At 76.4% G+C, this 16,876-nt stretch carries 2 protein-coding genes; both read left to right on the plus strand.

Annotated elements, in window-relative coordinates; genetic code table 11:
* Positions 1–5: 5 nt before the first annotated feature.
* A complete protein-coding gene (locus ACIHEI_RS31400; protein ID WP_396609109.1) occupies positions 6–11,756 on the plus strand; it encodes an SDR family NAD(P)-dependent oxidoreductase in 11,751 nt (3,916 codons plus the stop codon).
* 97 nt (positions 11,757–11,853) lie between these two features.
* The coding region (locus tag ACIHEI_RS31405; RefSeq protein ID WP_396609107.1) for a type I polyketide synthase at positions 11,854–16,876 on the plus strand (5,023 nt) is incomplete at its 3' end.

Raw genomic sequence — 16,876 nt, forward strand, 5'->3', positions numbered from 1 at the left:
CGATGGTGAACGACGACAAGCTGAGGGACTACCTCAAGCGCGTGACAGCGGACCTGCACCACACCCGCCGACGCCTGACCGAAGCCGAGGAGGCGAGCCGCGAACCGATCGCGGTCGTCGCGATGAGCTGCCGCTACCCCGGCGGCGTACGGTCCCCCGAGGACCTGTGGCGCCTGGTCACCGACGGCACCGACGCCATCACCGGCTTCCCCGCCGACCGGGGCTGGGACCTCGACCACCTCGACGACCCGGAGCAGCTGCGCGAAGGCACCAGCCACACCTCCCTGGGCGGCTTCCTCGACGAGGTCGGGCACTTCGACCCCGGCTTCTTCGGGATCTCCCCGCGCGAAGCGCTCGCCATGGACCCGCAGCAGCGGCTCCTCCTGGAGACCACCTGGGAGGCGTTCGAACGGGCCGGCATCGACCCCGCGACCCTGCGGGGCAGCCGGACCGGCGTCTTCGCCGGAGTGATGTACCAGGACTACGCGGTACGGCTGCGCCACGTCCCCGACGACGTGGCCGGCTACATCGGCAACGGCAGCTCCGACAGCGTCGCCTCGGGCCGCGTCGCCTACACCTTCGGCCTGGAGGGCCCGGCGGTCAGCATCGACACCGCCTGCTCCTCCTCACTGGTCGCCATCCACCTCGCCGCCCAGGCCCTGCGGGCCGGCGACTGCACCCTGGCCCTGGCCGGCGGCGCGATGGTCATGTCGACACCCGTCCCGTTCGTCGAGATGAGCCGCCAGGGCGGCCTGGCCCGCGACGGCCGCTGCAAGTCCTTCTCCGCCGCCGCCGACGGCACCGGCTGGGGCGAGGGCGTCGGCATGCTCCTGCTCGAGCGCCTCTCCGACGCCCGCCGGGGCGGCCACCCGGTGCTCGCCCTGATCCGCGGCACCGCCGTCAACCAGGACGGCGCCAGCAGCCGGCTCACCGCCCCCAACGGCCCCGCCCAGCAGCGTGTCATCCGGCACGCCCTCGCCAACGCCGGACTCACCCCCGCCGACGTGGACGTGGTCGAGGCGCACGGCACCGGCACCCCGCTGGGCGACCCGATCGAGGCCCAGGCCCTGCTGGCCACCTACGGGCAGGACCGCGCGGACGGGCAACCGCTGCTGCTCGGCTCGCTGAAGTCGAACATCGGGCACACCCAGGCGGCGGCCGGCGTCGGCGGCGTCATCAAGACCGTCCTCGCCATGCGCCACGGCACCGTCCCGCCCACCCTGCACGCGCAGGACCCGTCCCCGCAGATCGACTGGACCGCGGGCGCGGTACGCCTGGTCACCGCGAACACCCCCTGGCCCGAGACCGGACGGCCGCGCCGGGCCGCGGTCTCCTCCTTCGGCGTCAGCGGCACCAACGGACACGTCGTCCTGGAACAGGCGGATGAGCCCGTCCCGGAACCGGCCGCCCCCTCGGAAGGACCCGCCGCCCCCGCCGTCCTCCCCTGGGTGCTCTCCGGACGCACCGCCCAAGCGCTGCGCGCCCAGGCCGCCCGGCTCCGCGACCACCTCGACGCCCACCCCGGACCCGGCCCGGCCGAGGTCGGCCACGCCCTCGCGACGACCCGCGCCGCGCACGAGCACCGGGCGGTCCTGATCGGCACCCGCCCCGACGAGTTCCGGGCCGGCCTCGACGCCCTGGTAGCCGGCCTCGACGCCCCCGGCCTGGTCCTCGGCACCGCCGGAACCGGCGGCGAAGTCGCCCTGGTGTTCCCCGGACAGGGATCCCAGTGGGCCGGCATGGCCGTCGAACTCCTCGACTCCGCCCCCGCCTTCGCCGCCCGCATCGCGGACTGCGAACGCGCCCTGGCCCCCTTCGTCGACTGGTCGCTGGAAGCCGTCCTGCGCGGCGCCCCCGGCACCCCGCCGGCCGACCGCGTCGACGTGGTGCAGCCCGCGCTGTGGGCCGTCATGGTCTCCCTCGCCGAACTCTGGCGCGCCCACGGCATCACCCCCGGCGCCGTCATCGGCCACTCCCAGGGCGAGATCGCGGCGGCCGTGGTGGCGGGAGCGCTGAGCCTGGAGGACGGGGCGAAGGTCGTCGCCCTGCGCAGCCGGGCGATCCGCGCGCTGTCCGGCCGCGGCGGCATGGCCTCGGTGGCCCTGCCCGCCGCACAGGTCGCCGGACACCTCGCACCCTGGGACGGCCGGCTCTCCGTCGCCGCCGTCAACGGACCCGAATCCACCGTGGTCTCCGGCGACACCGACGCGCTCGACGCGTTCCTCGACCGGACGGAGGCCCTGGGCGTCCGCAGCCGGCGCATCCCCGTCGACTACGCCTCGCACAGCGTCCACGTCGAGGACATCCGCACCGAACTGCTCGCCCGGCTCGACGGACTGACCCCCCGCACCGCCGCCGTCCCCTTCTACTCCACCCTCACCGGCGGCCTGCTCGAGGACACCACCGTCCTGGACGCCGACTACTGGTACCGCAACCTCCGCGGGACCGTCCTGTTCGAGCAGGCGACCCGCGCCCTGCTCGCCGACGGCTACCAGGTCCTCCTGGAGAGCAGCCCGCACCCCGTCCTCACCGTCGGCGTCCTGGAGACCGCCGAGGACGCGGGCGCCGACGCCACCGCCGTGGGCACCCTGCGCCGCGACGACGGCGGCCCGCGCCGGTTCACCGAGTCGCTGGCCGAACTCCACCTGCGCGGAGTCTCCCCGGACTGGGACGCCGTCTTCGCCGGCCGCCGCCCCGGCCGGGTCGAACTGCCCACCTACGCCTTCCAGCGCGACCCGTACTGGCTCGAGGACGGCGCCGCACCCGCCGCCGACGTCGGCTCCGCCGGACTGACCCCCGCGGACCACCCGCTGCTGGGCGCCGTCGTGGTCCTCGCCGACAGCGACGGCCTGCTCCTCACCGGCCGCCTGTCGGCCCGCACCCACCCGTGGCTCGCCGACCACGCCGTCGGCGGCCGGGCCCTGCTCCCGGGCACCGCCTTCCTGGAACTCGCGCTCCAGGCCGGAGCCCGCGTCGGCTGCCCCCGGGTCGAGGAACTCACCCTCCAGGCCCCCCTGGTGCTGCCCGAACACGGCGGCACCGTGCTGCGCCTCACCGTCGGCGCCCCCGACACCCGGGGCCGGCGCCCGCTCAGCCTGCACTCCCGGCCGGACGCACCCGCCGACGGCGACCTCGACGAGGAGTGGACCAAGCACGCCGAAGGCCTCCTGGCCGAGGACGGGGCGGACGACACCGCCGGGCCGATGCCCTGGCCGCCGCCCGGCGCCGAACCCCTCGCCCTCGACGGGCTGTACGACCGCTTCGCGGCGGGCGGATTCGCCTACGGCCCCGCCTTCCAGGGCCTGCGCGCGGCCTGGCGGCGCGGCGACGAACTGTTCGTCGAAGCCGTCGTGCCCGCCGGGCCGGTCGGGACCGCACCCGACGCCGCCCGTTTCGGCCTGCACCCGGCGCTGCTGGACGCGGCCCTGCACGCCACCGGCGTCCCCGGCACCCCCGGCGCGGACGCCCACCCCGAGGGCCGGCTGCCGTTCTCCTGGAACGGCGTGACCCTGCACGCCACCGGCGCCGGGGCGATCCGCGTCCGGCTCACCCCCGCCGGACCCGACGCGGTGGCGCTCGCCGTCGCCGACGCGACCGGCGCCCCCGTGGCGACCGTGGACGCGCTGGTCCTGCGGCCCGCAGGCACTATCGGCGCCGCCCCTGTCCCCAGCGGCCGCCACCACCAGGACCTCTACGCGACGGAGTGGGTCACCGCACCCCCGCGCGGCAGCGGCGCACCCGTCCACCGCACCGCGGACCTGGCCACGCTGCTGGCCGCCGTCGACGCCGGAGCCCCGGTGCCCGAAACGGTCCTGCTCGTCCGCGCCGAGCCCGAGCCCGCGGCCGACCCGGCCGCGGCGGTCCGCGCGGCCGTCCACCAGGCCCTCGCCGACGTCCGGACCTGGCTCGCCGACGACCGCTTCGCCGACTCGCGCCTGGTGTTCGCCACCCGCGGCGCGGTCGCCGCCCGCGAGGGCGAGGACGTCCGCAACCCCGCGCACAGCGCGCTCTGGGGCCTGGTCCGCTCGGCCGGCTCCGAACACCCCGGGCGCTTCGCCCTGCTCGACCTCGACGCCGACGACGAACACGGCACCGCCGCGGCCGTCGCCGCCGCCCTCGCCTCGGGAGAACCGCAGGCCGCGGTCCGCGGCGACGAGGTCCGCGTCCCCCGACTGGCCCGGGTCCCCTCGGACGGTGCGGCCGGGCCGCACCGGGCCTTCGACCCGGACGGCACGGTCCTCGTCACCGGCGGCACCGGCCTGCTCGGCTCCCACGTCGCCCGCCGCCTGGTCACCGGGCACGGCGTCCGGCACCTGCTGCTGCTCTCCCGCAGTGGCCCGGCCGCCGCCGGGGCCCAGGAACTGCGGGACGAACTCGCCGCGCTGGGTGCCGAGACCGCCATCGTCGCCTGCGACGCCGCCGACCGGGCCGCCCTGGCCGCCGTCCTCGCGGACCTGCCGCCCGCACACCCGCTGACCGCCGTGGTCCACACCGCCGGCGCCCTCGACGACGGCGTCGTCACCGCACTCACCCCCGAGCGGGTGGACGCCGTGCTGCGCCCCAAGGCCGACGCCGCCCTCCACCTGCACGAACTGACCCGCGACCTCGACCTCACGCACTTCGTGCTCTTCTCCTCCGCCGCGGGCACCTTCGGCGGCCCCGGACAGGCCAACTACGCCGCCGCCAACGCCTTCCTCGACGCCCTGGCCGTCCGGCGCCGGGCGGCGGGGCTGGCCGGCCAGTCCCTGGCCTGGACCCTGTGGGAGCAGCCCAGCGCCCTCACCGGACACCTGGGCGAGGACGAGGTACGACGCCTCGCCCGGTCCGGGATGCCGCCGCTCTCCACCGAGCGGGGACTCGCACTCTTCGACACCGCCCTCACCGTGGACCGGGCCGCCCTGGTCCCGATGCGCCTCGACGCCGCCGCTCTGCGCTCCGCGGCGGCGGACGGCACCCTGCCGCCGCTGCTGCGCGGCCTGGTGCGCACACCGCCGCGCACGGCCGCCGCGGCCACCTCGGCAGAGGCCGACGACAACGCCCTGCGCCTGCGCCTCGCGGCCCTCGACGGCACCGGACGGACCCGGCTGCTCGTCGAACTCGTCCGCACCCACGCGGCGGCCGTCCTCGGCCACGCCACCCCGGACACCCTCGACGCCGGACGAGCGTTCCGTGAACTGGGATTCGACTCGCTCGCCTCGGTGCAACTGCGCAACCGCCTGAACGCCGCCACCGGCCTGCGGCTCCCCGCCAGCCTGGTGTTCGACCACCCCACCCCGGCCGCGCTCGCGGCCTTCCTGCGCGCCGGACTCACCGACACGGCCCCGGCCGCCACGCCCGCCGTACCTGCTGTGCCCGCCGGCCGGGACCGGGACGCGGACGACGACCTGATCGCGATCGTCTCCGCGGCCTGCCGCCTCCCCGGCGGCGTCAGCTCTCCCGAGGAGCTGTGGCGGATGCTGGCCGAGGGCCGCGACGGCATCTCCGAATTCCCCACCGACCGGGGCTGGAACCCCGACGCGCTCTACGACCCCGACCCCGACCGCGTCGGCACCTCCATCACCCGGCACGGCGGCTTCCTGCACGACGCCGCCGACTTCGACGCCGAGTTCTTCGGCATCTCGCCGCGCGAGGCCCTCGCCATGGACCCGCAGCAGCGGCTGCTGCTGGAGACCACCTGGGAGCTCTTCGAGCGCGCGGCCATCGACCCGTCCACCCTGCGCGGCGCCGCGGTCGGCACGTACGTCGGCCTGATGCAGCAGGACTACGCCGCCCGGCTGCTGCCCTACATCCCCGAGGACGTCGAGGGATTCCTCGGCACCGGAAACTCGGGAAGCATCGTCTCCGGACGCCTGGCCTACTTCTTCGGCCTGGAAGGCCCCGCCGTCACCATCGACACGGCCTGCTCGTCCTCGCTGGTGGCCCTGCACCTCGCGGTCCGGGCGCTGCGCTCCGGTGAGTGCTCGCTGGCCCTGGCCGGCGGCGTCAACGTGATGTGCAGCCCCGAACTGTTCGTCGAGTTCAGCCGGCAGGGCGGACTCGCCCCCGACGGCCGCTGCAAGTCTTTCGCCGCAGCCGCCGACGGGACCGCCTTCGGCGAAGGCACCGGCATGCTGCTGCTGGAGCGGTTGTCGGACGCGCGGCGTCTCGGGCATCCGGTGCTGGCGGTGGTGCGTGGTTCGGCGGTGAACCAGGACGGTGCGAGCAATGGTCTGACGGCGCCGAACGGTCCGTCGCAGCAGCGGGTGATCCGGGCGGCGCTGGCGGACGCGGGGCTGACGGCCTCGGACGTGGACGTGGTGGAGGCGCACGGTACGGGGACGCGGTTGGGCGACCCGATCGAGGCGCAGGCCCTGCTGGCCACCTACGGGCAGGGGCGGCCGGCGGACCGGCCGGTGTGGATCGGCTCGCTGAAGTCCAACATCGGCCACGCCTCGGCAGCCGCCGGTGTCGCGGGCGTCATCAAGTCGGTGCTCGCGCTGCGGCACGGCGTGATGCCCAAGACGCTGCACGTGGACGGTCCGACGCCCGAGGTGGACTGGTCGGCGGGTGCCGGACGGTTGCTGATGGAGGCCCGGGAGTGGGACGCCACGGGCCGCCCGCGCCGGGCGGGCGTGTCCTCCTTCGGCGTCAGTGGCACCAACGCCCACGTCATCCTCGAACAGGCCCCGGCCGACCCGACGGCTTCCGCTGACACGCTCGTCGGCGAGCCCGGGACACCGGAGGCCGTCCCCCTGCTCCTCTCGGCGCGCACGCCCGAGGCGCTGCACGCCCAGGCCGCAGCGCTGGCGGCCCGGATCGCAGACGGGTCGGGCGTCCGCGCCGCAGACGTGGCCTTCTCCCTCGCCACCGGCCGCAGCGCGCTGGGACACCGCGCGGTGCTGGTGGGTACCGAGGACAACCTCGCCGAGCATCTGACCGCGCTGGCGCAGGGCGCCGCAGGGGCGGGCGGCGGGTTGGTTTCCGGTCGGGTGGCGTTGGTGTTCCCGGGTCAGGGTTCGCAGTGGGTCGGAATGGCTGTCGAGTTGCTGGCCGGGTCGGAGGTGTTCGCCGGGCGGATGGCGGAGTGTGAGCGGGCGCTGGCGCCTTACGTGGACTGGTCGTTGACGGAGGCGCTGGGCTCGGAGGCCCTGCTGGCGCGGGTGGACGTGGTGCAGCCGGCGCTGTGGGCGGTGATGGTGTCGCTGGCGGAGGTCTGGCGTGCGTTCGGCGTGGTTCCGGACGCGGTGGTCGGCCACTCGCAGGGCGAGATCGCCGCTGCCTGCGTGGCTGGCGGTCTGAGTCTGGAGGACGGGGCGCGGGTGGTCGCGTTGCGTTCCCTGGCGATCCGCGCGCTGGCGGGTCGGGGCGGTATGGCCTCGCTGCCGCTGCCGGTCGAGGTGGTCCGTGAGCGCATCGCGGGCCGGCTTTCGGTGGCGGCGGTGAACGGTCCGTCGTCGACGGTGGTGTCGGGTGACGCGGATGCGGTCGGCGCGCTGGTGGATGAGCTGGTGGGGGAGGGGGTGCGGGCGCGTCTGATCGAGGTGGACTACGCGTCGCACTCCGCGCATGTGGAGGAGGTCCGCGAGCAGCTGCTGGCCGATCTGGAGGGGATCGCTCCTGTCTCCGCTGCGGTGCCGTTCTTTTCGACGGTGACGGGTGGCTGGTTGGACACGAAGTCGCTGGACGCCGAGTACTGGTACCGGAATCTGCGGGAGACCGTCGAGTTCGGCAGGGCCACGGAGGTGCTGCTGGGGGAGGGTTTCCGGTTCTTCGTCGAGTCCAGTCCGCATGCGGTGCTGGGCGTGGCGGTGGGGGAGTCGGTGGAGGCCGCGGGCGCGGACGCCGTGGTGCTGGGGACCTTGCGTCGCGGGGAGGGCGGCCCGGCCCAGCTGCTGCGCGCGGTGGGCCGTGCGTGGGAGCGCGGGTTGGAGGTGGACTGGTCGGGGGCGTTCCCGGGGGCGCGGCGCGTCGAACTGCCGACGTACGCCTTCCAGCGCACCCGCTACTGGCTCGACGTGCCGACCACGAGCCAGGACGTCGCCTCGGCCGGTCTCGCCACGACCGGGCACCCGCTGCTCGGTGCGGCGATGCAGGTCGCGGACTCCGGTGAGCTGCTGCTCAGCGGCCGGATCTCGCTGCGCACCCACCCCTGGCTCGCCGACCACGCCGTGTCGGGCGTCGTGCTCCTCCCCGGTACGGCCTTCCTCGAACTCGCGCTGCGCGCCGGGGCGGAGGCGGGCTGCCCGGTGGTCGAGGAGCTCACCCTCGGATCGGCTCTGGTGCTCCCGGAGGAGGAGGCCACCCATCTGCAGCTCCGGGTCGCCGGGCCCGACGGCGACGGCCGGCGGAGGCTCAGCGTGTTCGCCCGGACGGCACGGGACGCCGATGCGTCCTGGACCGAGCACGCCACCGGCACCCTGGCACCCGGGGCCCCGGCCGGAACTGCGGCCGGCCTGCTGAGCTGGCCGCCGTCCGGTGCCGAACCCGTGGACACCGGCGACCTCTACGAGCGCTTCGCCGAGGCCGGCTACCACTACGGGCCCGCCTTCCGCGGCATCCGGGCCGCGTGGCTCCGCGGCGGCGAGGTGTTCGCCGAGGTGGTGCTGCCGGAGCAGCAGCACGCCGACGCCGCCGGATGCGTGCTGCACCCCGCGCTGCTGGACGCGGCCCTGCAGACCGCCGCGCTGCTGCCCGACCAGGACGGCGGGGCCCGGCTGCCCTTCAGCTGGACCGGTGTGACCAGCAGGATCACCGGGGCCACCATGCTGCGCGTGCGGCTCGCCGTCGACGCGCCGGACTCGGTGAGCCTGCACGCCCACGACCTGTCCGGGCGCCAGGTGATCGGCGTCGAGGGCCTGCTGCTGCGGCCGCCGGCCGCGGGCGGGCCGCTCGCCGGGAGTGCTCACGCCGACCTGCTGTACCGCCTCGACTGGACCCCGGCGACCCACCCGGCCAACGGCGCCGTGCCGACCTGGGCCGCCCTCGGCGGCGCCGTCCCCGGTGCCGCCGTGTCCTGGCCGGACCTCGACACCCTGGGCGCCGCCCTCGAAGCGGGCTCCGCACTCCCCGAGGTGATCGTGGCGGCCGTCGCCACCGCCGAGCTGCCCGACTCCGCCGACCGGGTCCGCGCCACCGCGCACCAGGGCCTCGCGCTCGTGCAGCAGTGGCTGGCCGACGAGCGGTTCGCCGCGGCCAGGCTGGCCCTGCTCACCAGGGACGCGGTCCGCACCGGACCGGTCGACCGTCCCGTCGATCCCGCCCAGGCCGCGCTGTGGGGCCTGGTGCGCAGCGCGCGGGCCGAACACCCCGGGCGCTTCGTCCTCGTCGACGCGGCCACGGCCGCCGAGCCGGCGGACGCCCTGCCCGCGGCGCTCGCCGCCGGGGAACCCGAGCTGGCGTTGCGGACCGGCCCGCCGCTGCTGCCGCGGCTGGTCCGCGGCGGACGGCCGGACGGCACGCTGTCGCTGCCGGACGGCGCCGCCTGGCGGCTCACCAGCGACGGCCAGGGCTCGCCGGAGGACATCGTGGCGGAGCCCGCTCCTGCGGCCCTCGCCCCGCTGGGCCGGGGCGAGGTGCGGATCGCGGTGCGCGCCGCCGGGCTGAACTTCCACGACGTCATCGCCGCGCTCGGCCTGGACCCCGACCCCGAACACCAGGGCCTGGGCAGCGAGGGCGCCGGCACCGTCATCGAGGTGGGCCTGGGCGTGGACGACCTGGCGCCCGGGGACCGGGTGATGGGGATCTTCGGGGGCGCGTTCGGCCCGACCGCCGTCGCCGACCGCCGCACCGTCGCCCGGATACCGGCGGGCTGGTCCTTCGCCCGCGCCGCATCCGTGCCGGTGGTGTACCTCACCGCCTACTACGGCCTGTTCGACCTCGGCGGACTGGCGTCCGGGGAGTCGGTCCTGGTCCACGCCGCGGCCGGCGGGGTCGGCACGGCGGCGGTGCAACTCGCCCGGCACGCCGGTGCGCGGGTGTTCGCGACGGCCTCCCCCGCCAAGTGGGACGCCCTGCGGGCCGGCGGACTGGATGACGGGCACATCGCTTCGTCCCGCACCACCGACTTCGCCGAGACCTTCCTGACGGCCACCGGCGGGCGTGGCGTCGACCTCGTGCTCGACAGCCTGGCGCGGGAGTTCGTCGACGCCGGTCTGCGGCTGCTGCCGAACGGCGGCCGGTTCGTGGAGATGGGCAAGACCGACGTCCGCGACCCCGAGGCGGTCGCCCGGCAGCACCCCGGGGTGCGCTACCGGGCGTTCGACCTGATGGAGGCCGGTCCGCAGCGCATCGGCGAGATGCTCGCCGAGATCCTGGACCTGTTCGAGCGGGGGGTGCTGCGTCCCCTGCCCGTCACCGGCTGGGACGTCCGGCAGGCCCCGGCCGCGCTGCGCTCGCTCAGCCAGGCCCGGGGCGTCGGCAAGAACGTCCTGCTGCTGCCCGCTGCGCCGGACCCCGAGGGGACCGTCCTGGTCACCGGGGCCACCGGCACCCTGGGACGGCTGCTGGCCCGGCACCTGGTCGTCGCGCACGGCACCCGGCACCTGCTGCTGGCGGGCCGCCGGGGCGGGTCCGCCGACGGAATGCCGGAGCTGGTGCGGGAGTTGACCGGGCTCGGCGCGTCGGTGACCGTCGCGGCCTGCGACGTCGCCGACCGGGACGCGCTCGCCGCCCTGCTCGGGTCGGTGCCCGCCGCGCATCCGCTGACCGCCGTCGTCCACGCGGCCGGCGTCCTGGACGACGCCACGATCGCCGGGCTGACCCCGGACCGGCTCGACCGCGTCCTGCGGCCCAAGGCGGACGCGGCGCTGGCCCTGCACGAACTCACCCGGGACCTCGACCTCACGCACTTCGTGCTCTTCTCCTCGGGCGCCGCCCAGTTCGGCGCGGCCGGGCAGGCGAACTACGCCGCCGCCAACGCCGTCCTCGACGCCCTCGCCGCCGAACGCCGGGTCGAGGGGCTGCCCGGCCTGTCCATCGGCTGGGGCCTGTGGGAGGAACGCAGCGAGATGACCGCGGCGGTCACCTCGGGCCGGGGTGCCGGGGCGGGCGCGCTGACCTCGGCGGAGGGCCTCGCCCTGTTCGACGCGGCGCTGCACTCCCCTTATGCCTACCGGCTCGCGGCCAGGATCGCCCCGTCCGTGCTGCGGGCGGACGACCGGCTGCCCGCCGTGCTCCGCGGCCTGGTCCGCCCCGCCCGGAGCGGCGCCGCCCCGGCGCAGGCGCCGACCCGCTCGATGGCGGCGCAGCTCGCCGAGCTGCCCGAGGCCGAGCTGCACCGGACCCTGCTCGACCTGGTGCGCGGCACCGCCGCCGCGGTGCTCGGCCACAGTTCGCCGAACCTGATCCGCCCGGCCCGCCCGTTCAAGGACGTCGGCTTCGACTCCCTCACCGGCGTCGAACTGCGCAACCGGCTGGCGTCCTCGACCGGGCTGCGGCTGCCGGCCGCGCTCGTCTTCGACCACCCCACCCCGGAGGCACTCGCCCGCCACCTCGCCGAGCGGGCCGGCGCCGCCCGTCCGACCGGCGACGCGGCGGTCCGGGCCGGCCTCGACGCCCTGGAGACCCTGCTCGACGCCCTGCCGCCGGACGGCGTCAGCGAGGAACTCGCCGGCCGGATCCGGGACGTGCTGTCCCGCCCGCTGCCCGGCGGGGCACCGGCCGCCGCCCGCCCCGCGGGCGACCCGGACGACCTGGACGATCTGGCTCCTGACCTGATCGAGGCGGCCAGCGACGACGAGATGTTCGAGTACCTCGACCGGCAGCTGGGGTCCTCATGACACCGGCCCGCGCCTCCCGCGCCTCCCGCGCCTCCCGCGCCCCCCGCGTCCTTCGGGACGAGACCCGAGCAGCCCGAGACGAAAGCAGCGGTGTCCAGTGAGCGACCAGAGGATGCGCGACTACCTCAACCGGGTGACCATCGACCTGCGCGACACCCGGCAGCGGCTCCGGGAGGCCGAGGCCCGCACCAGCGAGCCGATCGCGATCGTGGCGATGAGCTGCCGCTTCCCCGGCGGGGTCCGCACCCCGGAGGAGCTGTGGGAACTGCTCGCCGAGGGCCGCGACACCAGCGCGCCCGTCCCCGGCGACCGGGGCTGGGAGCGCGCCTGGCCGTCCGGCGGCACCGTCCCTGGGCGGGGGGCGTTCCTGGACGGCGCGGCCGACTTCGACCCGGAGTTCTTCGGCATCTCGCCCCGTGAGGCGGTCGCCATGGACCCGCAGCAGCGGATGCTGCTGATGACGTCCTGGGAGGCCGTCGAGCAGGCCGGCATCGACCCGCTCACCCTGCGGGGCAGCCGCACCGGGGTGTACGCCGCGGCCATCGACCAGGGGTACGCGACGCTGGGCTCCGCCGCCGCCGAAGCCGTCCAGGGGTTCCTGATGACGGGGAACTCGATGAGCGTGATGTCCGGGCGGGTGTCCTACGCGCTCGGCCTCGAGGGCCCCGCCGTCACCGTGGACACCGCCTGCTCGTCCTCGCTGGTGGCCCTGCACCTCGCGGCGCGGGCGCTGCGGGCCGGCGAGTGCTCGCTCGCCCTCGCCGGCGGGGTCAGCGTGATGGCGCTGCCGGCGGTGTTCGTCGAGTTCAGCCGGCAGGGCGCGATGTCCTCCGACGGCCGCTGCAAGCCGTTCGCGGCGGCCGCGGACGGCACCGGCTGGGGCGAGGGCGTGGGCATGCTGCTGCTGGAGCGACTGTCGGACGCCCGCCGCAACGGCCGCACGGTGCTGGCCGTGCTGCGCGGTTCGGCGATCAACCAGGACGGCGCCAGCAACGGCCTGACGGCGCCGAACGGCCCCTCGCAGCAGCGGGTGATCCGGGCGGCGCTGGCGGACGCGGGGCTGACGGCCGCCGACGTGGACGCGGTGGAGGCGCACGGCACCGGCACCACTCTCGGCGACCCGATCGAGGCCGACGCACTGCTGGCCACGTACGGTCAGGACCGGCCCGCCGGGCGTCCGCTGTGGCTGGGGTCGCTGAAGTCGAACATCGGGCACACCCAGGCCGCCGCCGGGGTGGCCGGGGTCATCAAGACGGTCCTCGCGCTGCGGCACGGCGTCCTGCCGCGCACCCTGCACGTGGACGCGCCCACCCCGCACGCAGACTGGTCCTCGGGCGCCGTCGAACTCCTCACCGAGGCCCGCGACTGGCCCGCCGTCGACCGGCCGCGCCGGGCCGGGGTGTCCTCGTTCGGCATGAGCGGCACCAACGCGCACGTCGTCCTCGAACAGGCACCGGAGCCGGAACCGGCCGACGCGTCGGAGGCGGCGCCCGGGGCCGTGCTGCCCTGGGTGCTGTCCGGCCGTACCGCGGCCGCGCTCGGGGAGCAGGCGGCCCGGCTGCGCGCCCGGCTCGCCGCGGACGCGCCCGCACGGCCGGCCGACATCGGGTTCTCGCTGGCGACCACCCGGTCCGCCTTCGAACACCGGGCCGTGGTGATCGGCGACGGGCAGCACGCACTGCTGGACGGCCTCGCCGCCCTGTCCGGCCCGGCTCCGGCCGCGTCCGCCGACGTCGTCGCGGGCACCGGCCGGGTCGTCGAGGGCCGGACCGCCCTGGTGTTCCCCGGCCAGGGCTCCCAGTGGGACGGCATGGCCCGGGACCTGCTCGCCACCAGCCCCGCCTTCCGGGACCGCCTCGCCGCCTGCGACGCCGCCCTCTCCGCCCACGTCGGGTGGTGTCTCCCCGACGTCCTGGCGGGCGCGCCCGGCGCACCCTCCCTGGAGCGGGTGGACGTGGTGCAGCCGGTGCTGTGGGCGGTGATGGTGGCACTGGCCGCGCACTGGGAGTCCTGGGGCGTCCGGCCCGACGCCGTCGTCGGACACAGCCAGGGCGAGATCGCCGCCGCCGTGGTGGCGGGAGCGCTGAGCCTGGAGGACGGGGCGAAGGTCGTCGCCCTGCGCAGCCGGGCCATCCGGGCGCTGGCCGGACTCGGCGGCATGGTCGCGGTGTCCCTGCCCGAGGACCGGGTCCGCGCCGAAATCGCCCCCTGGGCCGAGAAGCTGTCGGTGGCCGCCGTCAACGGGCCCGCCGCCGTGGTGGTCTCGGGGGAGACCGGGGCCCTGGCCGAACTGCTCGCCCACTGCGACGCACAGGGCGTACGGGCCCGGTCCGTGCCGGTGGACTACGCCTCGCACTCGGCCCAGGTCGAACGGATCAGGTCCGAGGTGCTGGCCGCACTGGCCGGCGTACGCCCGCTCCCGGCCCGGATCCCGCTGTTCTCCACCGTCACCGGCGACCGGCTCGACACCACGGCCATGGACGCCGACTACTGGTACCGCAACCTCCGCGGGACCGTCCGCTTCGACGCGGCCGTCCGCTCCCTGGCCGAGCAGGGCCACGAGGTCTTCGTCGAGGTGTCGCCGCACCCGGTGCTGACCATGGCCATCCAGGACACCGTCGAGGCCACCGGCGCCGCCGAGCCGCCCGTGGTCGTCGGCACCCTGCGCCGCGACGACGGCGGACTGCGCCGGGCCCTGCGCTCGGCCGCCGAACTGTGGGTGGCGGGCGCGGCCGTCGACTGGTCCGCGGTGTACGCCGGCACCGGCGCCCGCCCGACCGCCCTGCCCGGATACCCCTTCCAGCTGCGGCGCTACTGGCTGGAGCCGGAGGCGCTGCCCGACGCCGGACCGGCCGCCGACCCGCACGACACGGCCTTCTGGCACATGGTCGACCACGAGGCCCCGGCCGAGATCGCCGCCCACCTCGCCGTCGACGAGGACGCCCTCGCCCCCGTCCTGCCGGCCCTGCGCGGCTGGCGCAAACAGCGGCGCGACGAGAGCGTCATCGACTCCTGGCGCTACCGCATCGGCTGGCAGCCCCTGCCCGACCCGCCGGCCGCCGCCCCCGCCGCCGGCACCTGGCTCGTCGTCCTGCCCGCCGGACACGAGGACGACGCACGGGTAACCGGCCCGCTGCTCGCTCTCACCGAAGCGGGCGCCACCGTCGTCACGGCCGAGCTCACCGCCGACGCCGTCCGCCGCACGGACCTCGCGGACACGCTCACCACCGCCCTCGGCGACCGCGTCCCGACCGGCGTGCTGTCGCTGCTGGCCGCCGCCGACCGGCCCCACCCCGACCACCCGGCCCTGCCCAACGGGACGGCACTCACCGTCGCCCTGGTGCAGGCCCTCGGCGACCTCGCCCTCACCGCACCCCTCTGGTGCGCCACCACCGGGGCCGTGTCCACGGGCCCGGACGACCCGGTCACCCACCCCCGCCAGGCACTGGTCTGGGGCACCGGACTGGTGGCCGCGCTCGAACTGTCCGCCCGCTGGGGCGGACTCATCGACCTGCCGCCGGACCTCGACGCCCGCGCCCGGACCCGGCTCGCCGCCGTACTGGCGGCCTCCGGTGCGGACGGCGCCGGTCGCGAGGACCAGCTCGCGCTGCGCCCCACCGGCCTACTGGCCCGCCGCCTCCGGCGCGCCCCCCGCAGCGAGGGCCGCACGGAGCACTGGAAGCCCCGCGGCACCGTCCTGCTGACCGGCGGGACCGGAGCAGTCGGCCCGCACCTCGCCCGCTGGCTGGCCCGCAGCGGCGCCACCCACCTCGTCCTCCCCGGCCGCCGCGGCCCCCAGGCACCCGGCGCGGCCGAACTCGCCGCGGAACTGGCCGCCCTCGGCGCACGACTGACCCTGCCCGTCTGCGACCTGGCGGACCGTCAGGCCGTGGCGGAACTGCTCACCGGCCTGGAGACGGCGGGCGACCCCGTCACCGCGGTCGTCCACGCGGCCGCCTTCGTCGCGCTCGCCCCCCTGGACGGCACGCCGATGTCCGCGTTCGAACAGATCGTCGCCGCCAAGGCCGCCGGTGCCGAACACCTCGACGCCCTGCTCGACCGCGAACTCGACGCCTTCGTCCTGTTCTCCTCGATCGCCGGAGTCTGGGGCAGCGGCGACCACGGCGCCTACGCCGCGGCCAACGCCTACCTCGACGCCCTGGCCCAGCACCGCCGGGCCCGCGGCCTCACCGCCACCAGCGTCGACTGGGGCATCTGGCAGGCCGAGAACCCCCACCTGGACCGCGTCGCCGGAGAGGACGCCGACCTGTTCAAACTGGAGGAGCACGGCCTGCCCCGGATCGCCCCCGACCTCGCGCTGCACGCCCTGCGCCAGGCCCTGGACGACGACGAGACCGTACTCGCCGTCGCCGACGTCGACTGGGAGCGGTTCGCCGCCGTCTTCACCTCCACCCGCCCCAGCCCGCTGCTGACCGGCGTCCCCGAAGCCCGCCGCGCCCTGGAGACCACGACCGGCGACACGGAGGCACCCGCCGCCGCACAACTGCGCGAACGGCTCGCCGCCCTCGGCGAATCCGAGCAGCACCGCCTGCTGCTCGACCTGGTCCGCACCCACGCGGCGGCCGTCCTCGGCCATGCCGGGGTGGACGCCATCCGGCCCGGCACGGCCTTCCAGGACATGGGCTTCGCCTCGCTCACCGCGGTCGAACTCCGCAACCGGCTCAACACCGCCACCGGACTGCGGCTGCCGTCCACCCTGATCTTCGACCACCCGTCGTCCACCGCGCTCGCCCGCGAGATCCGCGCCGAACTGCTCGGCCGGCAGGCCGCCGGCCCGGCCCCCGCGGACACCGCCGCGCACCCGGCCGCGCCCGACGACGAGCCGATCGCGATCGTGTCCATGGCCTGCCGCTTCCCCGGCGGCATCGGCACCCCCGAAGACCTGTGGCGCCTGCTCGCCGACGGCGGCGACGCCGTCTCGGACTTCCCCACCGACCGCGGCTGGGACCTCGAGGCCCTCTACGACCCCGACCCCGACCGCCCCGGCACCTCGACCACCCGGCGCGGCGGCTTCCTGCACGACGCCGCCGACTTCGACGCCGAGTTCTTCGGCATCTCGCCGCGCGAGGCCCTCGCCATGGACCCGCAGCAGCGGCTGC

Origin of the sequence: Kitasatospora sp. NPDC051984 (assembly GCF_044593455.1) — a bacterium.
Lineage (GTDB): Bacteria > Actinomycetota > Actinomycetes > Streptomycetales > Streptomycetaceae > Kitasatospora.